Source organism: Rathayibacter sp. AY1C6, from assembly GCF_002931535.1.
Taxonomy (GTDB): Bacteria; Actinomycetota; Actinomycetes; order Actinomycetales; family Microbacteriaceae; genus Rathayibacter.
Map to the genome: position 1 here is coordinate 61,389 of NZ_PSWC01000017.1, position 20,644 is coordinate 82,032.

Here is a 20,644-nt window from a genome sequence, read left to right on the forward strand (position 1 = left end):
CGTCGTGGCATTCCCAAGGCGCTGGGTCCCTCGACGGTCCGGGGTTCCCTCAGCGGGCCGACAGGCCGCGGTAGACGGCGTCCAGCCGGGCGGCGGCGGCCGGCCAGGAGTGGGCGGCCGCCCAGTCGACGCCGCCGCGGCCGAGTCGCGCCAGCTCACCGGGCGAGCCCAGCAGGGTCAGGATCGCCTCGGCCCACGCCGCAGGGGAGTCGGAGTCGAGCAGCACGCCGCTCCCGCCGTCGCGCACCGCGTCCACCAGGCCGGTCGTCCTGCGCGCGAGCACGGGAGTGCCGCTGCCGGCCGCCTCGAGCGCGATCAGCCCGAAGGTCTCGGCCGCCGAGGGCACGAGCGCCAGCTGCGCGCTCCGGAGCCGCTCCGCCACCTGGTCGCGGTCGGCGGCCCCCTCGATCAGCACGCGGTCTCCCAGCGGAGCCGCCGCGGCGCGCACCGCGTCGAGGTACGACTCCCGGCCCGGTGCCGCCCCGCCCACCAGCCGCAGCACCGGCCGCTCCGCCGGCGCGATTCTCGCGAGCGCCTCGACCGCCAGCAGCTGGCCCTTGAGTGGCTGCACCCGGCCGACCAGGACGACTCCGGAGCGCTCGCCGCCGCCCGGGCGGAACCGCGCGTCGACTCCGGGGGGCACCACGACGACCCGGTCCGGATCCGCGCCGTACCCGCTGACGACGTCCTCCCGCTCCGAGGCGCCCGCCACCACGATCGCGTCGGCGGAGGCGAGCACGGAGCGCTCCGCGTCGATCCGCTGCTGCGGCTCCGCGACGTCGCCCGGGGCGAGCCGGGCGTTCTTCGCGAGCGAGCCCGAGTGCATCGAGTGCACGTGCGGCCTGCCGGTGAGCGCCCCCGCGAGGCCCGACACCCAGTAGTGGGAGTGCACGACGTCGGCCCCCTCCGCGGCGCGCGCGAACTCCGGCGCCGCGGCCGCCAGCGCGTACTTGTCGCCCGCCGGCACCGGCACGCCGACCACTCGCACACCCGGCGCGAGCATCCGGACGCCCTCGCCGCGGGTCAGCACCTCGATCTCCCAGCCGAGCGCCGCCAGCTCCGGGAGCACCGCCGCGAGGTACACGTTCATCCCGCCCGCGTCGCCCGTCGACGGCTGCTCGAGCGGGGAGGTGTGCGCCGAGACGACGGCCAGACGGGGCATCCCTCCATCGTAGGGACGGCCGTGCGTCCTCCACGGATCCCGGCCCGCGGCTCGCAGCGCCTCCGGAATCGGGTTGAATAGACGGATGCGCTCGTTCGAGCGCGGAGAGCGTGAGGTCCATGGCCCGCCAGAGTCCCCCCGGTGAGGTGCTGCCGTCGGCCGCACCCGGGCCGGTGACCGCCGGCCACGAGCCCTTCTCCGAGCAGGACATCCGCGCCCTCGTCGGAACCGCCGCCGTCGAGAAGGGCACCGCGTACGCGGACGAGGGCCGCGTGCGCGAGCTGCAGTGGTTCGGCGGCCGCACCCGCCTCTTCGGCCAGGTCCGCGGATCCGGGCGCTCGCCGTACGCCGTGAGCGTGCAGCTCCGCGACGAGGGCGAGCACTGGACCCTCCTCGGCGGCGCCTGCAGCTGCCCGGTCAAGCACGAGTGCAAGCACGTCGCCGCCGTCCTGATCGAGGCCCTGCGCCGCGAGCGCGAGGGCGGAGTGGCCGGTCCCTTCCCGGGCGAGGCCGCTGTCGACGCCGTCCCGGAGTGGCGCAGCGCGCTCGCCCCACTCCTCGCCGGCGCGGAGCGCTCGCACACCGGCATCCCGCTCGGCCTGCAGTTCGAGCTGCTGCCCGGCGAGCCCGTGCGTCGCCCGCCCGGCCGCTACAACTCCTACCGGCCGCCACCCGAGCCGCGCCCGCGCCTGGGCGTGCGCCCGGTGCGGATGGGCGACCGCGATCGCTGGGTCCGCACCGGCACCAGCTGGCGCGACCTCGGCTACCTGCACTACAGCCACGACTACGACGAGCGCCAGATCGACGTGATCCGCGAGATGCAGGGCCTGCTCTCCGGGCACAGCGCCTCCAGCTACTACTCGCCCGACACCTGGCTCTACCTCGACCAGTGCCGGAGCGAGGCGATCTGGGCGGCCCTGCACGGAGCCGTCCGCGCGGGCATCGGCCTGGTGATGGGCGACCGCGACCAGACGCCGCTGAAGATCCTCGACACGACGGCCACCGCCTCCATCGACGTCACGCGCACCGCCGCCGGCCTCGAGCTGCGCTCGCTCGTCGCGATCGGCGACCACCCGGCGCCCGAGGAGTTCGGCTTCATCGGCGACCCGGCCGTCGGCCTCTACACGTGGGAGGGCGGCGACGAGATGCGCGCCCGCCCGGTCACGCTCATCCCGTTCGCCGCGCCGCTGCTGTCCTCCGCGCGCACGTTCCTCTGGAGCCGCGAGGCCATCCGCATCCCGGTGGCCGAGGAGTCGGCGTTCCTCACCGAGCACTACCAGCGGCTGCACCGGCTGTTCGACATCGTCTCCCGCGACGGCTCCTTCGAGGCGCCCGCGGTGCCCGAGCCGCGCCTCGGCCTCACCCTCGAGCACACCGACGGCGCGGGCCTGCGCGGCTCGTGGTGGTGGCGCTACGGAGTGGAGGGGGCGCGCGGCGGCGTGGACGCCGAGCGGCTCCCGCTGCGGGTCGGCGAGGACGCCGGCTACCGCGACCCCGAGGCCGAGCAGCGGATCCTCGACTCCCTCGTGGGAGCGGGTCTCGACCCGGAGTCGACGCCGGCCCTGGTGTCCCCGTCGAGCAGGCGCCTGCGCCCCACCTTCGACCTGCGCGGCATGCAGACCGTCGGCTTCCTCACCGGCGAGGTCGAGCGGCTCCGCGAGCTCGGCACCGTCGAGATCGAGGAGATCGGCGAGCGCGTCGAGTACCGCGAGGCGCAGACCGCGCCCGTGGTCGCCGTGCAGACCGTCGCCCAGCCCGACAGCCGCGACTGGTTCAACCTCGAGATCTCCGTCACCGTCAACGACGAGGCGGTCCCGCTGGCCGAGATCTTCCTCGCGCTCGCCCGCGGCGACGAGTACATGGTGCTGCCCAGCGGCGTCTACTTCGCCCTCGACGACGAGCGGTTCGGCCGCCTCCGCGAGCTGATCGCCGAGGCCCGCGAGCTCTCGGACGACCCCGGCGAGACCCTGCGGATCAGCCGGTTCCAGTCCTCCCTCTGGGACGAGCTGGTCGAGCTGGGCGTCGTGGAGGCGCAGGCCGCCGCGTGGCGCCGCTCCGTGGAGGGGCTCTCCGGCTTCACCGCGACCGGTGCGCTGGAGTCGCGGGTCCTGCCCGAGGGCTTCGCCGTGGAGCTGCGGCCCTACCAGCAGCTCGGCTACGACTGGCTCTCGTTCCTCTACGACAACCAGCTCGGCGGCGTGCTCGCCGACGACATGGGCCTGGGCAAGACCGTGCAGTCCCTCGCCCTGGTCACCCGGGTGATGCAGGAGCAGCGCGCCGCGGCCGCGGAGGCGGGCACCTCGCCGCGCCCGTTCCTCGTCGTCGCGCCCACCAGCGTGGTGCCCAACTGGGTCGGCGAGGCCAAGCGCTTCGCCCCGGACCTCCGCGTCGTCGGGATCGACGAGACGTCGAAGAAGAAGCGGAAGGCGCTCTCCAGCGTCATCGGCGAGGCCGAGCTGGTCGTCACCTCCTACGCCCTGTTCCGGCTCGACTACGAGTCGTACTCGGGCATCCAGTGGTCGGGGCTCCTCCTCGACGAGGCGCAGTTCGTCAAGAACCGCCAGTCGGCGACGCACCAGCTCGCGCGCCGGCTCGACGTGCCCTTCAAGCTCGCCATCACGGGAACGCCGATGGAGAACAACGTGATGGAGCTCTGGTCGCTGCTGTCGATCGTCGCTCCGGGCCTGTTCCCCTCGCCCGCCGGGTTCGTCGAGTTCTACCAGAAGCCGATCGAGCGCGAGGCCGACAGCGAGAAGCTCTCGCAGCTGCGGCGGCGCATCCGCCCGCTGATGCTGCGGCGCACCAAGGAGCTCGTCGCCAAGGAGCTGCCGCCCAAGCAGGAGCAGACCCTCGAGGTCGAGCTCGGCCCGAAGCAGCGGAAGGTCTACGACACGTACCTGGCGCGGGAGCGGCAGCGCGTGCTGGGCCTGATCGGCGACTTCGAGAAGAACCGCTTCGCGATCTTCCGCGCGCTGACCGTGCTGCGCCAGGTCGCGCTCGACGCGGCACTGGTCGACGAGGCGCACGAGAGCGTGCCCTCGACCAAGCTCGACCTGCTCGACGAGCTGCTGGGCGACGCTCTCGGCGAGGGGCACCGCGTGCTGGTGTTCAGCCAGTTCACGCGGTTCCTCGGCCGGGTCCGCGGCCGGCTGGACGCGGCGGGCATCGAGTACGCCTACCTCGACGGAGCGACGAAGAAGCGCGACGAGGTCATCGAGCGGTTCCGCTCGGGCGCGGCGGGCGTGTTCCTGATCTCGCTCAAGGCCGGCGGCTTCGGGCTCAACCTCACCGAGGCCGACTACTGCATCCTGCTCGACCCGTGGTGGAACCCCGCCACCGAGTCGCAGGCGGTCGACCGCGCGCACCGCATCGGCCAGACCCGCTCGGTCATGGTCTACCGCCTGGTCGCGAAGGACACGATCGAGGAGAAGGTGATGGCCCTCAAGGAGGCGAAGGCCGCGCTCTTCGCCGCGGTCATGTCGGACGACGGCGCGGCGGCCACCGGCGGGATCACCGCCGAGGACGTGCGCGAGCTGCTGGGCTGAGCGCCGCCGCTACTCGCGCACCTGCTCCAGCAGGGTCGTGACGGCGGCGCGGGTGTCGGCGGCGAGCCGTCCGAGGCGGTGCGCGGCACGGATCGACACCGGCCGGTACGGGTGCACGAGCCGCCGGGCCGCCGTGCAGGGCAGCGCGAACGCCGCGACGACGCCCGCGTCGATCCCGTCGAGTCCGCCGTCGTCCCGGCCGAAGACGAGCTCCCGGCCCTCGCGCGCGAGAGCCTCCGGCAGGTCGGCCTCGCCGATCGGGAGGCGCAGCACGGCGAGCAGGCCGGCCGCCTGCACCCGGCGCGGCAGCGGGCGTCCGAGGCGTCCCGCCGCGTGCACCGTGAAGAAGTCGGCCTGCCGCTCGAGGATGCCCGTGACCGTCTCGGCGAGGCGCTCCATCTCGGGGTGCAGCGAGAGCCGGGCGAGCCGGCGGTAGCCGTGCACCGTGACCCGGGCGTCCACCGCGAGGGCCAGCGCGACGGGGCCGGCGAGGGAGGCCGCGGCGCGGTCGAGGAGCGGGCGTGACCTCACCGTCGGCTCCGGCGGGCGGATGTCGATGCCGCGGATCTGCGGCGAGGCCGCGAGCACGTCGCCCAGGGCGTCGGCGATCCGGTGCCGCTCGGCGGCCCAGACGGACGCGAACGCGCGGACCTGCTCGTCGGGGTGGGCGCGCGCGAGGGGGAGCACCCGGGCCACGGTGGCGTGCTCGATCGCCCGCAGGTACGCGGTGGCGACGATGGCCTCGCGGTCCAGCGGCACCTCCTCGAACTCGCGCACCGAGAAGTGCTCGCGCAGGGCGCCGTGCGCGCTGCGGTGGTGGTCCTCGAGGTCGAACGGTTCCGCGATGCCCACGTCGTGCTCCTCCGCTAGTCCGGTCCCTCCATCCTGGGCCCCCGGTGCGAGAGGCGGAAGAGCACGCGCCCATCCCTGGGACACTGGGAGCCGGTCGTCAGGCGGCCGGGGGAGCGGGGCGGGATGAGCGGGGCCCGGACCTCGGCGATCGGCGCCGTCCTCCTCGCCGCCGTCTGCTTCGGCACGACGGGGACCGCCCAGGCCCTCGGAGCGGCGGGCGTGGATCCGATCCTCCTCGGGGCGGCGCGCATCGTCCTCGGCGGCGCCCTGCTGGCCGCTCTCCTCGGCGTGGAGGCTCTGCGCCGGCGGAGCCGCTCCCGCCCGACCCGCGCCGTCGTGCTGCTCGTCGTGCTCGGAGCGGTCGGCGTCGCCGCGTACCAGCCCGCCTTCTTCACCGGCACCGCGCAGAACGGCGTCGCGGTCGGTACGATCGTCGCCCTCGGCTCCGCTCCCGCCTTCACCGGCCTGCTGGAGTGGCTCGTCCTGCGGACGACCCCGGGCCCGCGCTGGTTCGCCTCGACCGCGCTCGCCGCGGTCGGCGTGGTGCTCCTCAGCGGCGGCGGATCCGGCGGCGTGACGCTCCCCGGCCTCGCCGCCTCGGCCGGCGCCGGCGCCTCCTACGCGCTCTACGCCGTCTGCGGCAAGCTGCTGCTCGAGCGCGGGCTCAGCCCCGTCGCCGCCATGGGAGCCCAGTTCGGAGCCGCGGCGCTGCTCGCGCTCCCGTTCCTGCTGCTGGGCGATCCGTCGCGGCTCTCCGGCTCGATCCCGGCCGTGCTCTGGCTCGGAGTGGTGACGGTCGCCGTGGCCTACACCTTCTTCGCGCGCGGCCTGCGAGTGCTTCCCGCGGCGACCGTCTCGACGCTCACCCTCCTGGAGCCGGCGACCGCGACTCTCCTCGGCGTGGGGGTGCTGGGAGAGCGGCTGACCACGGGAGCCGTCCTGGGCGTCGCGGTGCTGGTGGCGGCGGTGCTGCTGCTGGCGGTGCGGGGGCGCCGCCGTTCCGGTGCGCGGAGAGAGGCGCCGCCGCGCTCCGCGGAGTAGCGTCGACTCCCACCGACCCGACGACGAGGCGGAGCGCATGACCAACCCGTGGCTGGCCCGCCCTGGCAGCGGTCGGCGGCGCGCGCTGGTCGAGGAGTCGTGGGAGCGCGCACGGCGGCGGCGCCTCGATCCGGACCGGCTGACGGCACCGCTCTCGTTCTCGGGCGACGACCTCCGCGAGTACCGCACCGGGCATCCGCTCGCCTCGGTCCTCCCTGTCATCCGCCGCCTGCTGGTGCGCGACGCCGACGAGGACAGCGGCGTGCTCGTCGCGGTGGGCGACGCGCTCGGGCGGCTGCTCTGGATCGACGGGGACCAGCACCTCAAGAGCCTCGCCGAGGGGATGTCGTTCGTCGAGGGCGCGGCGTGGGCCGAGCCCGACGTCGGGACGTCCGCGCCGGGGACGGCCCTCGTGCTCGATCACGGCGTGCAGATCCACGGCGCCGAGCACTTCGCCTCGCTCGTGCACCCGTGGAGCTGCACCGCCGTCCCCGTGCACGACCCCGAGACGCACGAGATCCTCGGAGTGATCGACATCACCGGCGGCGCCGACGTCGTCGCCCCGCAGACCCTCCCGCTGATGGAGGCGACCGCCGCCGCCGTCGAGAGCGAGCTGATGGTGCAGCGGCTCCTCCGCCCGCGGCGGCCCGCTGCACGGAGCACAGCGGCGGCCCGGGCGCCGAGCCTGCGGGTCCTCGGGCGCGAGACGGGCCTGGTGACGGCCGCCGGAGCGACGCTCGAGCTGAGCACCCGGCACGCCGAGATCCTGACCCTGCTCGCCTGGCACCGGGCCGGGCTCTCGGCCGAGCAGCTCGCCCTCCTGCTCCACGGCCGGGACGACGCGGTGGTCACCGTCCGCGCCGAGATGGTGCGGCTGCGCCGCGCGCTTGAGCCGACCCTCCCGCGCCTGGTGCCCCTCTCGCGCCCCTACCGCCTGGCGAGCCCGGTCGACCTCGACGCCCGCCAGGTGCTCGGCCTGCTCGACCGCGGCTCCCACCGCCTCGCCCTGGACGCGTATCGGGGCGCGCCGCTGCCCTCGTCCGAGGCGCCGGGGATCCGGGCGATCGCCGGCGAGCTGCGCCTGCGGGTGCGGGCGAGCGTCCTCGCCGATGCGGCGCCCGCGACCCTCCTCGCCTGGGCGGAGGGCCCCGACGGCCGCGACGACGCGGAGGTGTGGCGGGAGCTCCTGCGCGTCCTCCCGCCCCGCTCGCCCCGCCGTGCCGGTGTCGCCGCCCACCTCGAGACGATCGAGGCGGAGCAGCGCTGAGCCGTTCCGGTCGCTCCCGGGAGTGCCGCCGGAGCCGTGAGGCCGCGGAGCCGTCTCGCTAGCCTCGACGCATGAGCACCCTCGCACCACCTCCCCGGGCCCTCGCGAGCGGAGTCGCGGGGGGCCTGCTCCTGATGGCGGTCTTCACGATGTGGTGGGCGAGCGACACCACGGTCGGCTGGCCGGCACCGGCGGCGACGACCGCCGTGACCGTCTGCGCGCTCGCGGCCGTGGTCTTCGCCGTGCAGGCCGTCCGCCTCCTCGTCGCCCGGCGGAGGATGGCGGTGGAGCTCACCGACGCCGATCGCGCGGCGAAGCCGAACGGCGTGCTCTTCGGGGCGGTCTTCGCCGCGGAGGGCGTGCTGATCGGTGTCGCGGTGGGAGTCCTCACCGGCACCGGGCTCGACCGGTTCCTCGTGCCGGCCATCGCCGTGATCGTGGGCCTGCACTTCTACCCGATGGCGAGGATCTTCGGCCGGACCCTCGACCTCTGGCTCGCCACCTGGACGACGCTGGTCGGAGCGATCGGAGTCGTCGTGGTCCTCGTCGACGGCTCCGCCTGGCCGCAGGTGTGGTCCTGGGTCGGCGCGGGAGCCGCAGCGGCCACGGTGACCTACGGCGTCTACATGAGCCGGATCGCCCAGCGCCTGCTCGCGAGCGTCTGAGGTCCGGGCCGCGGGGCCCTCCTCCTCGGGCGGCCGCGTCTCCGCCCGGCCGGTCCGGTCTCCGTCCTCGCCGCTCCCGCCGGTGCGTCGACCCGTGCAACGTCGTGCAACCCCCCGCGACGTAGCGTCAGGACCGGGCGCCCACCCCGCGCCCACGACAACGACGTCGATGGAGGTCCACATGACGCTGTACGCCGACCAGGTCGCCGAGCAGGCACCGCAGGAGCCGGGTTCCACGGTCTACGCGAATCCAGGCACGGAGGGATCCGTCGCCTCCTTCCGCTCGCGCTACGACCACTACATCGGAGGCGAGTACGTCGCCCCCGCGAGCGGCCAGTACTTCGAGAACATCACCCCGATCACCGGGAAGCCCTTCTGCGAGATCGCCCGCGGCACCGCCGCCGACGTCGACCGCGCCGTCGAGGCGGGCTGGAAGGCGTTCGCGAGCTGGGGGAAGACCAGCCCCGCCGAGCGCTCGAACATGCTCCTGAAGATCGCCGACCGCATGGAGGCGAACCTCGAGCTGCTCGCCGTCGCCGAGACGTGGGAGAACGGCAAGCCCGTGCGCGAGACCCTCGCCGCCGACATCCCCCTCGCGATCGACCACTTCCGCTACTTCGCCGGAGCGATCCGCGCGCAGGAGGGAGGCGTCTCCGAGATCGACCACGACACGATCGCGTACCACTTCCACGAGCCGCTGGGTGTGGTCGGGCAGATCATCCCCTGGAACTTCCCGATCCTGATGGCCGTGTGGAAGCTCGCGCCGGCGCTCGCCGCAGGCAACTGCGTAGTGCTGAAGCCGGCCGAGCAGACGCCGGCGTCCATCCACGTGCTGCTCGACCTGATCGGCGACCTCATCCCCGCCGGCGTGCTCAACGTCGTCAACGGATTCGGGTTCGAAGCGGGCGCCCCGCTCGCCTCCCACCCGCGCATCCGCAAGATCGCCTTCACCGGCGAGACGACCACCGGCCGCCTGATCATGCAGTACGCCAGCGAGAACCTCATCCCGGTGACGCTGGAGCTGGGCGGCAAGAGCCCCAACGTGTTCTTCGCCGACGTCGCCGCGGAACGCGACTCCTTCTACGACAAGGCGCTCGAGGGCTTCTCGTTCTTCGCCCTCAACCAGGGCGAGGTCTGCACCTGCCCGTCGCGGGCGCTCGTGCAGCGCTCGATCTACGACGACTTCGTCGGTGACGGCCTCGAGCGGGTCAAGCGGATCAAACAGGGCAACCCGCTCGACACCGCCACGATGATCGGCGCCCAGGCCTCGAACGACCAGCTCGAGAAGATCCTCTCCTACATGGACATCGGCAAGCAGGAGGGAGCGAAGCTGCTCATCGGCGGCGACCGCGCCGACCTGGGTGGCGAGCTCAGCGGCGGCTACTACGTCAACCCGACCGTGTTCGAGGGCCGCAACTCGATGCGCATCTTCCAGGAGGAGATCTTCGGACCCGTCCTCGCCCTCACCTCCTTCGACGACTTCGACGACGCGATCGGCATCGCCAACGACACCCTCTACGGCCTCGGCGCCGGAGTGTGGAGCCGCAACGGCGCCCAGCTCTACCGCGCCGGCCGGGCCATCGAAGCCGGCCGCGTCTGGTCGAACACCTACCACCAGTACCCCGCGCACGCGGCGTTCGGCGGCTACAAGCAGTCGGGCATCGGACGCGAGAACCACAAGGTGATGCTCGACCACTACCAGCAGACGAAGAACCTCCTCGTCTCCTACGCGGAAGGACCGATGGGCTTCTTCTGAGCTGGTTCGCACGGGCTCCTCGTTCCTCGTCGCCCGTGCCGCGGTCGGCTCGCCGACGTGGCCGGGTGGGGAGGAGCGGGGAGCGTTCGCACCGAGACGGATCCGCTGGCACGCGGATCCGCCGTTCGGTGCTCGGCCCTTCGGGCGAGGCACCTGACGGCGCGCGGATGGACGGTGCTCGGCCCTGCGGGCGAGGCACCTGACGACGCGCGGAAGAGCGGTGCTCGGCCCTGCGGGCGAGGCACCTGGCGGCGCGTGGAAGGACGGTGCTCGGCCCTGCGGGCGAGGCACCTGGCGGCGCGTGGGAGAACGGTGCTCGGCCCTTCGGGCGAGGCACCTGGCGGCGCGCGGGAGAACGGTGCTCGGCCCTTCGGGCGAGGCATCGGACGAGGGGGCGCCCCCTCATGTTGATCGAGTAGTCCGCGCAGCGGCGTATCGAGACGCCGCCCGGAGGAGCGTCCGCCGTCAGCGGTCGGGCGCACACAGACATTCCGCACCACGAGCGAAGGAGCACCAATCATGACCTCCACGAGGGTCGACGTCACTGCGGAGGCGGCAAGCATGCTCCGCCGGATGACGGCGCTGCACGGGCCGCTCATGTTCCACCAGTCGGGCGGATGCTGCGACGGCAGCTCCCCGATGTGCTTCCCCGCCGGGATGTTCCGCACCGGCGCCTCGGACGTGCTCGTCGAGTCGCTCCGGCTCGACGGCCTGGACCCGATCGACTTCTGGATGTCCCGCTCCCAGTTCGAGTACTGGAAGCACACCCACCTCACCGTCGACCTCGTCGACGGGCGGGGCAGCGGATTCAGCGTCGAAGCCCCCGAGGGCAAGCGCTTCATGATCCGCAGCCGACTGCTCACCGACGACGAGCTCGTCGAGTTCGGGCTGCTCCCCGCCGGAGCCGTCGGGCCCTGAGCCGGCTTCCCTGACCCGTTCCCCCCTGAACCGTTCCCGTCGCAGATCCTCGCCGACCGGCGACGTCCCGGTCCAGCGGTGTCAGCCGCCCGGAGCGGGAGCGGGCGGCGCCTTCCCCGTGCTCAGCTGCACGCCCACCACCGATCCCTTGTCCACGCGGGTGCCCGCGGCCGGACCGGTGCCGGCCACGGTGTTCATCGGCTGCGTCGAGTCGACCTGCGACGTCGCTCCGGGAGTGAGCCCTGCTGCGGTCAGCGCCTGTGCGGCGGAGTCGCTGGTCCGGCCCGACAGGTCCGGCACGGTGACCTGCGGCGCCGCGATGAGCGACTGGTCGGCCTGCGGGAAGTCGGAGCCGCCGTAGCGGGAGTCGATCGCCGTCATCAACGGCTTCCAGATCCGGTGGCGTGCCGAGGGCGCCCAGCCGCTGTCGAAGTCGATCGAGTCGAGGTTCACCCTCGAGCCGTCCGCGCGTGCCGAGATGCTGCCGACCCAGACCGCGAGGGAGGTCTCGGTCGAGGCGCCGATGGCCCAGGTGTCGGCGGAGTTGTCGGTGGTGCCCGTCTTGGTGATGTGCTGGATGCCGTTCTTCGGATCGTCCTCGACACCCGTGCCCTCGGCGGTCACCTTGAGCATCGTGTACTGCATCGCCGAGGCGACCCTCGACGACACCGCCCGGCTGCAGGTCGTCTCCACCGGCTCGATCTCGCGGCCGTCCGCTCCGACGATCGCCGTGATCGCGACGGGGGTGCAGGTCGTGCCGTTCGCGGCGATGCCGGAGTAGGCGGTCGCCATGGTGAGCGGTGCGATCTCGTTGGTGCCGAGGACCGCTCCCGGCGACTGCACGAGCGCGGTCCCGTCCGCGCGGTGCACTCCGAAGGCCTCGGCCTGCTTGCGGATCTCGCACTGGTCGAGCAGGTGCGACATCCCGGTGAAGCCCGTGTTCAGCGAGTAGATCGTCGAGTACAGCGCCGTCTGGGTGTCGGTGTAGCCGCCGTCGCCGGCGTTCTTGGGGTTGTAGGAGTCGTAGTCCCAGGTGCCCTCGCAGCTGTCGGCGAAGCCGGTCCAGTTCTTCTGCTTCGAGTCGAACTGCTCGAGCAGGGTGTGCCCGCGGTCGAGCCACTCGGCGAGCGTGAACACCTTGTAGGCGGAGCCGGTCTGGAAGCCGTTGCCGCCGCCCGCGGACGCGTCGACGTTGAGGTTGATCGCCGAGAACTCCGGCCCGCTCGCGATCACGTCCGGGTCCTGGCTGTAGCGCTTGTTCTGCACCATCGTGAGGATGCGCCCGGTGCCGTTCTGGACGGCGACCGCCGTCGCCCCGACGTCGAAGCGCGGATCGGAGGAGGGGACCTGCTCGTCCATCAGCTCCTGCGCGGTCCTCTGCAGATCGAGATCGATCGTCGTGTAGACCTTGATCCCGCCCTGCTTGATCGCCGCGTAGCGCTCGTCGTCGGTCGCTCCGAGCGCCGGGTCGTCTCGGAGGACGTGGGTCACGTAGTCGCAGAAGTAGGCCGCGCTGCCGGCCGTCTGGCAGCCGGTGGACGGCGGGGTGATGTCGGGGGTGATCGCCTCGGCGGCCGCGGCGTCGTGCGCGGCCTGGTCGATGCTCCCCGTCTCGAGCATCCGGTCGAGGATGTAGTCGCGCCGCTCCCGGGTCTGCGCGTAGCCGTTCGCTTCGCCGTTGGCCGTGTCGTCCGGACGGTCGAAGCGGAACTTCTCGGGGTTGTTCACGATGGCCAGGAGCGAGGCGGACTGCGCGAGGGAGAGGTCGGCCGCCGGGATGCCGTAGTAGTACTCCGCCGCGGCCTCGATGCCGTAGACGGTGCCTCCGAACAGCGCGATGTTGAGGTAGCCGAGGAGGATGTCGTCCTTCGAGGACACCTTCTCGAGCCCGATCGCGAGCCGCATCTCCTTGAGCTTGCGCTCGGCCGTGGTCGCCGTCGCCTCCGCGTACGCGCGGTCGCGGTCCGCCTCGTCCGGGATCGACTCGGCCTTCTGCACCAGCACGTTCTTCACGTACTGCTGCGTGATCGACGAGCCGCCCTGGGTGTCGCCGTCGAGGAGGTAGGTGCTGGCGATGGCGCGGAGGGTGCCCTGCAGGTCGATCCCGCCGTGGTCGTAGAAGCGCGGGTCCTCGCTCGCGACGAGCGCGTCCTTCACGGAGTCGGCGATCCGGTCGGCCGGCACCTCGATCCGGTTCTGGTCGTAGAAGGAGGCCAGCAGCGTCGGATCGTCCGGGTCGCCCGCGTAGACGTCGCTCTTCTGCATCAGGCGCCCGACCTCGAGGTAGCTCGGGAGGGACTGGAACGCCGAGATGGTGCCGGAGGTCGCCGCGCCGGTGAGCGCGGCGGCGGGGGCGACCACGAGCGAGGCGAGCAGACCCGCCAGGACGCTGACGATCACGAATCCGAACAGCGCGCCGAGAGCCCCGTGGACGGTTCGACGGGGCTGGAAGACGGGGACGTTCGGTCGCTTCAGGATGGATCCTCTCGCTGCACCAGCACCCTAGGCGAGGCCTGCGACATCCCCGACGAGGCGCGCCACGGCCGCGCCGGACGCCCGTCCGCCCGGAGTCGGCGCGACGGCGCCCGCGCAGGCTCGGCGCCACGACAGCAGAGTGGGCCGACCCCCGGAGGGATCGGCCCCTTCACGGGACGGGCGACGTCTCTACTCGATCAGGTCGCCGTTCAGGTCCGAGATGTCGTTCGGATTGGCCGGAGCCTTGCCCGTGCTCACCTGGAGGGGGATCACCCCGCCGGCGACCGCCGTCTCCTCCGCGCTCGGCGTCGTCGACACGACGGAGCCTTCAGGGATCGTCGCGGAGTCGACCGACTCGTGCATCCCGACGACGAAACCAGCGGCGGTGAGGATCGCCGTGGCGCTCTCGACCGTCTCGCCCGTGACGTCGGGGACCTCGGAGTTCGCCGCCGATCGCGGCGAGTACGCGAGCATCGAGGCCGGCGGTGCCGTGAAGTCGTCGCCGCCGTACTTCTCGTCGAGCGCCGTCATGATCGGCTTCCAGATGGCGTGCCGGGCGTTGGAGGCGCGGATGGTGCCCTTCTCGCCCGTCAGGCTGATGAAGCGCAGGTTCTGCTTGGTGTTGTCGGCGAAGCCGTTGATGCTGCCGACCCAGACCGCCAGGGAGGCGGCCTTGCTGGCGCCCGCCGTCCACACGTCGGCGGCCTCGTCGGTGGTGCCCGTCTTGCCGATGTGCTCGATCCCGTCGAAGGGGTTCGAGGCGTAGGCCGTTCCGGAGGTCATCACCCGCTGCATCGCGTACTGCATCCCTCGGGCGACCTCGGGCGACACGGAGGGCGTGCACGCCGATGCCGGGGCGGCGACGGCGTTGCCCTCGCTGTCGGTGATCCGGTCGATGACGATCGCCGAGCAGGTCGTGCCGTCGTTCGCGATCCCCGCGTAGGCGTTGGCCACCGTCAGGGGCGCGATCTCGTTCGTCCCGAGGACCGAGGCCGGCCCGTTGGCGAGCTCGCGGCCGTCGGCGCGGTGCATCCCGAACGACTCGGCGGTGGTGCGGATGTCGCAGAGGTCGAGCTGCTGCGCCATTCCCATGAAGCCGGTGTTGATCGAGTTCGTGGTCGCGCCGAGCGCGCTCATCGAGCTCGCGTCCTCCGACGGGTCGTCGTTGCGAGGCGAGAACTTGCCGTAGTAGCCGCCGTCGCCCTCGACGTTGCACTTCTGGGGGTAGGAGCTGAAGCCGGAGGTGGGGGAGGCGAACGACTCGTTGACGGTGTGCCCCGCCTTCAGCCACTGCGCCAGCGTGAACACCTTGTAGGTCGATCCGGTCTGCACGCCGGAGCCGCCGCCCATGCTGAGGTCGACGTTGAGGTTGATCGCGCTGTAGCCGGGGTTCGCGGCGAGGAACTGCTCGTCCTGGCTGTACTGCGTGTTCTGCACCATGGAGAGCACGCGGCCCGTCTTCGCCTCGACGGAGGCGGCCGTCGCGCCGACCTGGAAGCGCGGGTCGACGGAGGGGATGTAGGCGTTGAGCGCCGCCTGCGAGACCTGCTGGATGTCGAGGTCGAGGGTCGTCACGACGTCGAAGCCGCCCTGGCGGATGCGCTGGTAGCGCTCGTCGTCGGTCGCCCCGAAGACGGAGTCGTTGCGGAGGACGTTCAGCACGTAGTCGCAGAAGTACGCGGCGTTGCCGGCGGTGGTGCAGCCGGTCGAGGGCTCCGTGATGTTCGGGGTGATCGGCTCGGCGACGGCGGCGTCGTGCGCGGCCTGGTCGATCCGGCCGTGCTTGAGCTCCTCCGACAGGATGTAGTCGCGGCGCTCCTTGGTGGCGGCGTAGCCGTTGGCGGCGCCGTTCGCCTCGTCGCCCGGGTTGTCGAAGCGGAACTTCGCCGGGTTGTTCACGATCGCCAGCAGCGCGGCCGCCTGCGAGGTCGAGAGCTGGCTCGCGGGGATGCCGTAGTAGTAGTTCGCCGCGGCCTCGATGCCGTAGACGGTGCCCCCGAAGAGGGCGATGTTGAGGTAGCCGAGCAGGATGTCGTCCTTCGACGCCTCCTTCTCGAGTCCGATCGCGAGGCGCATCTCCTTGAGCTTGCGCTCGGGGGTCGGGTCCGTCGCCTCCTGGTAGGCCTTGTCGCGCGCGGCCTCGTCGGTGATCGACTCCGCCTTCTGCACCAGGACGTTCTTGACGTACTGCTGCGTGATCGACGACCCGCCCTGCAGGTCGTCGCCCGTCAGCGTGACGGCGATGGCCCGGAGCGTGCCCTGGAGGTCGATGCCGCCGTGCTCGTAGAAGCGCGGGTCCTCGCCGGCGACGGCGGCGTCCTTCGCGGACTGCGCGACGTCGTCCCAGCCGACCTCCACGCGGTTCTGGTCGTAGACGGAGGCGAGGAGGGTCGTTCCGTCGCTCGCGTAGACGTTGGTGCGCTGCATCAGCTGGCCCACGTCGAGGTAGCCCGGCAGGTTCTGGAACATGCCGATCGTGTTGCTCGTCGCCAGGCCCGTCAGCGCGAGAGCCGGCGTGACGCCGACGGTGATCAGGACGCCCGCCACGGCGCTCATCCCGATGAACCCCATGACCGCCCGCAGCGACATCCCGAGCGGCCGGACGGAGCGGCGGGATGCAGTGGGAAGTGCCATGGAGCGGTCGTCCTTTCGACGCGGCGCGGGGCCGCGGAGATGTGAGGGAGGGTGGCGAGAAGCCTCGCGAGCAGTCGCGCGATCCCCCGAGTTCATGGTACGTGACGGGTGCGCCCGCGGGGCGTCCTCCTCCCGGTGGAGATGAGGAGCTGGCGGGTGATGCGCAGGAGCGGGCGCGTCCGGGGTGCTGACCTCGGGTCGATGCATCCGTATCGTGGGGGGAGCGCCGCTCCGAGGGGCGCTGCAGCACCCGTTCCACCCACCGCTCCGGGGCCCCGGGCGGCCGGCCCCGGCAGAAAGCGCACACCATGGCACGCATCCACGACGACGTGACCCAGCTCGTCGGCAGGACCCCTCTCGTCCGCATCAACCGGCTGGAGGGCGCCGACCAGGCGACGGTCCTCGCCAAGCTCGAGTTCTACAACCCTGCGAACAGCGTGAAGGACCGCATCGGCGTCGCCATCATCGACGCGGCCGAGGCCTCCGGCGAGCTGCACCCCGGCGGGACGATCGTCGAGGGCACGAGCGGCAACACCGGCATCGCGCTCGCGATGGTGGGTGCCGCCCGCGGCTACAAGGTCGTCCTCACGATGCCCGAGACGATGTCCGTCGAGCGCCGGGTCCTCCTCCGCGCCTACGGAGCCGAGATCGTGCTCACCCCCGGCAGCGAGGGCATGCGCGGAGCGGTCGAGCGCGCCCGCGCGATCGTCGACGAGACCCCCGGCGCGATCCTCGCCCGCCAGTTCGAGAACGCTGCCAACCCCGAGGTGCACCGCCGCACCACCGCGGAGGAGGTCTGGGAGGACACCGACGGCGAGGTCGACGTCTTCGTGGCCGGCATCGGCACCGGCGGCACCATCACCGGAGTCGGCCAGGTGCTCAAGGAGCGCAAGCCCGGTGTGCAGATCATCGGAGTGGAGCCGATCGACTCCCCGCTCCTCACCCAGGGCACCGCCGGTCCGCACAAGATCCAGGGCATCGGCGCCAACTTCGTCCCCGCGATCCTCGACCGCGAGGTCTACGACGAGATCATCGACGTGACGCTCGACGACTCCGTGCGGGTGGCCCGCGAGATGGCCGCGCAGGAGGGGATCCTCGGCGGCATCTCCTCCGGCTCGATCATGTGGGCCGCCCTCGAGGTCGCGAAGCGCCCCGAGAACGCGGGGAAGACCATCGTCGCCATCGTCTGCGACTTCGGCGAGCGGTACATCTCGACCGTCCTGTACGAGGACCTCCGCAGCTGAGCCCCTCGAGACGAGGCGGGACGCCCCGCTCCGGACGCGACGGTCGGCCGGAGCGCCGCGTCCCGTCCGGACCGGAGCGTCCCGGGCTCCTCGCCCTGCTCCGCGAGGACGTCCGCACCGCCCGGGAGCGCGACCCCGCCGCCCGGAGCGCGGTGGAGGTCGTCCTCTCCTACCCGGGAGTGCATGCGGTCTGGGTGCACCGCGTCGCGCACGCCTGGTGGCGGCGGGGCCTCCGCCTGCCCGCCCGGCTGCTCAGCCAGGCGGCGCGCGCGGCGACCGGAGTGGAGATCCACCCCGGTGCGACCATCGGCCGGCGTCTGTTCATCGACCACGGCATGGGCGTCGTCATCGGCGAGACCGCGCGGATCGGCGACGACTGCATGCTCTACCACTCCGTCACGCTGGGCGGGAGGTCGGCCCGGCGCGAGCGTCGGCACCCCACGCTCGGCGACCGGGTGGTCGTCGGCGCCGGCGCGGTCGTCCTGGGCCCGCTCGTGCTCGGATCCGACGTCAGCGTGGGCGCGAACGCCGTCGTGGTGAAGGACGCGCCCGACGGGGCGGTGCTCGTCGGCATCCCGGCCCGCGATCTGCGCGATCAGGGCGGGGAGGAGGACCCGCTCGCCGAGTCCGGCCGCTCCACCGGCCCGGCGGGACGCGTCTAGCCGGCGACGCTCAGTCGTCGCCCCTCGGCGAGATGTCGCGCGGGGCGGTCTTGATCTGCGCGAAGGCGTCCAGTGCGTGCGCCCGCGTCTCCTTGAGGTCGACGAGGGGCGCCGGGTAGCCGTCCGCGCCTCCGGTCAGCGTGTCCCCTAGCGTCCACGGCTCGTGCACGGCGGCGCCCTCGACTCCGCCGAGCTCCGGCACGTTGTGGCGGATGTACTCGCCGGCCGGGTCGAACTTCCTCGACTGCGTGACCGGGTTGAAGACCCGGAAGAACGGCGACGCATCGGCTCCCGAGCCCGCGACCCACTGCCAGTTCGCGGCGTTGCTCGCTGGGTCCGCGTCCACCAGGGTGTCCCAGAACCACTCCTCGCCCACCCGCCAGTCGACCAGCAGGTTCTTGATCAGGAACGACGCGGTCACCATCCGGACCCGGTTGTGCATGTAGCCGGTGCTCCAGAGCTCGCGCATGCCGGCGTCCACCAGGGGGTAGCCGGTGCGCCCCTGGTGCCAGGCGTCGATCGCCTCCTGGCCGGGGCGTCCCCACGGGAAGGAGTCGAACCGGGTGTCGAAGTTCGCGGTCGCCAGATCCGGCCAGTGGAACAGCAGGTGGTAGCAGAACTCGCGCCAGAGCACCTCGGAGAGGAACCGGTCGCTGCCGTCGCCGCGGTGCAGGCCCTTCGCGTGCGCCTCCTCCAGGGCGTGCCACACCTGGAAGGGGCTGATCTCGCCCCACCTCAGGTGCGGGGAGAGGTTCGAGGTGGCGTCCTCCGCCGGCCGGTCGCGACCGTCGGCGTAGTCGTCGAGCTGCTCCGCGAGGAACGCGCGCAGCCGGTCGGCCGCCGCCTTCTCGCCGGGGACCCAGCGCTCGCGCAGCCCTCCCGCCCAGTCGGGACGCGTGGGCAGCAGCTCCCAGTCGTCGAGGGAGTCGGAGGCGATCTCTCCCGTGACGCCGTCGAGCGAGCGGGGGCGGGGGAGCGGCGCGCGCGGCGTCGGCTTGGCGCGGCAGGCGCGGGCGAAGGGCGTGTAGACGGAGTAGGGGCCGCCCGCGCCGGTCTGCACGGTCCACGGCTCGAACATCAGCGAGCCCTGGTGGCTCTCGGCCTCGAGGCCGCCGTTGCGGAGCGATTCCTTCACCGCCGCGTCGACGGTGCGCTCGGCCCTCCCGTAGCGGCGGTTCCAGTGCACGGCTCCGGCGCCGATCTCCTCGGCGAGCTGGAGGACGACGGCCTCGGCCGGCCCGCGGCGCAGGATCAGCGGGGCGCCGTGCTCGCGCAGGTCGGCGGCGAGGGCTGCGAGGCTGCCGTGCAGCCACCAGCGGGAGGCGCCCCCGAGCGGACGGATGCCCGCCGACTCCTCGTCGAGCACGTAGCAGACCGCGACGGGGCCGCCACGGTCGATCGCGGCGCGCAGAGCGGGGTTGTCGGCCAGGCGCAGGTCGTCGCGGAGCCAGACGAGGGTGGGGGAGGTGTCACTCATGGTGACCACCATGATCCGCGAGTCCCGCGCCGCGGCGAAGACCTGGCCGGTCGCTGCGGCCCGTGCTAGCGGGGACGGATCAGGCGGAGGCGATGCCGTCGCGGAGCTTGTCGCAGAGCGCGGTCAGCTGCTTCAGCTCGTCCTCGTCGAGGACGCCGCCGACCTGCTCCGAGATGGTCCTCATGTGGGTGAGCGCGACGCGGCGGAAGAGCGCGTAGCCCTCGTCGGTGATCGCGATGATCGTGCCGCGGGCGTCCGCCGGATCCTCGCTCTTCTCGACGCAGCCGCGGGCGGCGAGCCGGTCGATCAGCCTGCTGACGCTGGGCTGCGTCAGGAGGACGTGCCGGTTCAGGTCGCGCAGCCGTGCGCGCCGACCGGGCTGCCGGGTGAGGTTGAAGAGCACGTCGTACTCGTTCATCGAGATCTCCCGCGAGGGGAACTCGGTGCTCAGGGTGCGCATCACCTGGACCTGGGCGCGGAAGAGCGACTCCCAGGCGGCGACGGCCTCTCTCGACCCCACTGGTCCTCCTTCACGGCACTCAGGAAGCGGTTCCCTGACATCCAGACGCCGTACAGCCTACGCCGGGGTGCTGGGAGGAGGGGAGTCGGAGGAAGGGGGCCGGGGGAACGACAGAAGGCCGGCCGCTGAGGCGAGCGGCCGGCCTTCATTCCCTTGCACCAAGAGTGTCCTGCAATCACTTCTCGCGCTTCCCGCCACAGCAAACGGTCGACGCACTTGAACTATATAACGACCCGGTAACGACGCAACCCTCTCTTTCCTGAATCCTCCCTGAGCCGCCCCGCCCCGCCCGTCGCCGCGCCCGCCCGCGCTCCGCACGACTCTCTCCTGACCCAGGACGCCCCGTCTGCTGCCTCCGACGTCCGCACCGAACCGCAGCCCATCCCTGACCGTCGACGGACACGACGAGCACCCCCTGCCCTCGTC

At 72.5% G+C, this 20,644-nt stretch carries 14 protein-coding genes; 8 read left to right on the forward strand and 6 right to left on the reverse strand.

Annotated features, from left to right (window positions below; translation table 11 throughout):
• Positions 1–49 precede the first annotated feature (49 nt).
• Positions 50–1,162, reverse strand: a complete 1,113-nt coding sequence (locus C5D36_RS11400; protein ID WP_104295869.1) for a glycosyltransferase — start codon at positions 1,160–1,162, stop codon at positions 50–52.
• 119 nt (positions 1,163–1,281) lie between these two features.
• On the opposite strand from C5D36_RS11400, the gene C5D36_RS11405 reads away from it, so the two are divergent.
• Positions 1,282–4,707, forward strand: coding sequence for a DEAD/DEAH box helicase (locus C5D36_RS11405; RefSeq protein WP_104224188.1), 3,426 nt, complete (start codon positions 1,282–1,284; stop codon positions 4,705–4,707).
• A 9-nt stretch (positions 4,708–4,716) separates the two neighbouring features.
• Here C5D36_RS11405 and C5D36_RS11410 read toward each other — a convergent pair whose 3' ends face one another.
• Complete coding sequence (locus C5D36_RS11410) at positions 4,717–5,559, reverse strand: hypothetical protein (protein WP_104295870.1); 843 nt, start codon at positions 5,557–5,559, stop codon at positions 4,717–4,719.
• A 123-nt stretch (positions 5,560–5,682) separates the two neighbouring features.
• Here C5D36_RS11410 and C5D36_RS11415 point away from each other — a divergent pair, with 123 nt between their 5' ends.
• From C5D36_RS11415 to C5D36_RS11435, 5 genes are all read left to right on the forward strand, one after another.
• Positions 5,683–6,600 carry a DMT family transporter gene (locus C5D36_RS11415; RefSeq protein WP_104295871.1) on the forward strand — a complete coding sequence of 306 codons (918 nt, stop codon included), beginning with the start codon at positions 5,683–5,685 and terminating at the stop codon, positions 6,598–6,600.
• A 37-nt stretch (positions 6,601–6,637) separates the two neighbouring features.
• Positions 6,638–7,867: a GAF domain-containing protein gene (locus C5D36_RS11420; protein WP_104224191.1), complete on the forward strand. Its 1,230-nt coding sequence runs from the start codon at positions 6,638–6,640 to the stop codon at positions 7,865–7,867.
• A gap of 71 nt (positions 7,868–7,938) precedes the next feature.
• A complete protein-coding gene (locus C5D36_RS11425; RefSeq protein WP_104233438.1) occupies positions 7,939–8,532 on the forward strand; it encodes a hypothetical protein in 594 nt (197 codons plus the stop codon).
• 181 nt (positions 8,533–8,713) lie between these two features.
• Positions 8,714–10,288 carry an aldehyde dehydrogenase family protein gene (locus C5D36_RS11430; RefSeq protein ID WP_104233506.1) on the forward strand — a complete coding sequence of 525 codons (1,575 nt, stop codon included), beginning with the start codon at positions 8,714–8,716 and terminating at the stop codon, positions 10,286–10,288.
• A gap of 519 nt (positions 10,289–10,807) precedes the next feature.
• Positions 10,808–11,206, forward strand: a complete 399-nt coding sequence (locus C5D36_RS11435) for a DUF779 domain-containing protein (RefSeq protein WP_104233437.1) — start codon at positions 10,808–10,810, stop codon at positions 11,204–11,206.
• 81 nt (positions 11,207–11,287) lie between these two features.
• Here C5D36_RS11435 and C5D36_RS11440 read toward each other — a convergent pair whose 3' ends face one another.
• Both C5D36_RS11440 and C5D36_RS11445 read right to left on the reverse strand, forming a co-directional pair.
• Positions 11,288–13,606, reverse strand: coding sequence for a transglycosylase domain-containing protein (locus C5D36_RS11440; protein WP_104287699.1), 2,319 nt, complete (start codon positions 13,604–13,606; stop codon positions 11,288–11,290).
• A gap of 264 nt (positions 13,607–13,870) precedes the next feature.
• The gene (locus tag C5D36_RS11445) at positions 13,871–16,315 is read right to left on the reverse strand and encodes a penicillin-binding protein (protein ID WP_159939720.1); all 2,445 of its coding nucleotides are present in this window, start codon (positions 16,313–16,315) and stop codon (positions 13,871–13,873) included.
• Positions 16,316–16,623: 308 nt separating this feature from the next.
• On the opposite strand from C5D36_RS11445, the gene cysK reads away from it, so the two are divergent.
• Together cysK and epsC are read left to right on the forward strand one after the other, a co-directional pair.
• Positions 16,624–17,559, forward strand: coding sequence for a cysteine synthase A (gene cysK / locus C5D36_RS11450; RefSeq protein ID WP_104237779.1), 936 nt, complete (start codon positions 16,624–16,626; stop codon positions 17,557–17,559).
• A gap of 95 nt (positions 17,560–17,654) precedes the next feature.
• Positions 17,655–18,221, forward strand: coding sequence for a serine O-acetyltransferase EpsC (epsC, locus tag C5D36_RS11455; RefSeq protein ID WP_104262415.1), 567 nt, complete (start codon positions 17,655–17,657; stop codon positions 18,219–18,221).
• Between the two features lie 10 nt (positions 18,222–18,231).
• Here the strand turns inward: epsC and C5D36_RS11460 are convergent, their stop codons facing one another.
• Both C5D36_RS11460 and C5D36_RS11465 read right to left on the reverse strand, forming a co-directional pair.
• Positions 18,232–19,698, reverse strand: coding sequence for a deoxyribodipyrimidine photo-lyase (locus tag C5D36_RS11460; RefSeq protein ID WP_104295879.1), 1,467 nt, complete (start codon positions 19,696–19,698; stop codon positions 18,232–18,234).
• Positions 19,699–19,777: 79 nt separating this feature from the next.
• On the reverse strand, positions 19,778–20,158 hold the full coding sequence (locus tag C5D36_RS11465; RefSeq protein WP_104226067.1) for a MarR family winged helix-turn-helix transcriptional regulator: 381 nt from the start codon (positions 20,156–20,158) through the stop codon (positions 19,778–19,780).
• Positions 20,159–20,644 lie beyond the last annotated feature (486 nt).

Excerpts from the sequence above, each read along its gene's own strand:
- C5D36_RS11400 (WP_104295869.1), bottom strand. The coding sequence starts at position 1,162 with ATGCCCCGTCTGGCCGTCGTCTCGGCGCACACCTCCCCGCTCGAGCAG.
- C5D36_RS11405 (WP_104224188.1), top strand. The coding sequence starts at position 1,282 with ATGGCCCGCCAGAGTCCCCCCGGTGAGGTGCTGCCGTCGGCCGCACCC.
- C5D36_RS11415 (WP_104295871.1), top strand. The coding sequence starts at position 5,683 with ATGAGCGGGGCCCGGACCTCGGCGATCGGCGCCGTCCTCCTCGCCGCC.
- C5D36_RS11420 (WP_104224191.1), top strand. The coding sequence starts at position 6,638 with ATGACCAACCCGTGGCTGGCCCGCCCTGGCAGCGGTCGGCGGCGCGCG.
- C5D36_RS11425 (WP_104233438.1), top strand. The coding sequence starts at position 7,939 with ATGAGCACCCTCGCACCACCTCCCCGGGCCCTCGCGAGCGGAGTCGCG.
- C5D36_RS11430 (WP_104233506.1), top strand. The coding sequence starts at position 8,714 with ATGACGCTGTACGCCGACCAGGTCGCCGAGCAGGCACCGCAGGAGCCG.
- C5D36_RS11435 (WP_104233437.1), top strand. The coding sequence starts at position 10,808 with ATGACCTCCACGAGGGTCGACGTCACTGCGGAGGCGGCAAGCATGCTC.
- C5D36_RS11445 (WP_159939720.1), bottom strand. The coding sequence starts at position 16,315 with ATGGCACTTCCCACTGCATCCCGCCGCTCCGTCCGGCCGCTCGGGATG.
- cysK (WP_104237779.1), top strand. The coding sequence starts at position 16,624 with ATGGCACGCATCCACGACGACGTGACCCAGCTCGTCGGCAGGACCCCT.
- C5D36_RS11460 (WP_104295879.1), bottom strand. The coding sequence starts at position 19,698 with ATGAGTGACACCTCCCCCACCCTCGTCTGGCTCCGCGACGACCTGCGC.
- C5D36_RS11465 (WP_104226067.1), bottom strand. The coding sequence starts at position 20,158 with ATGCGCACCCTGAGCACCGAGTTCCCCTCGCGGGAGATCTCGATGAAC.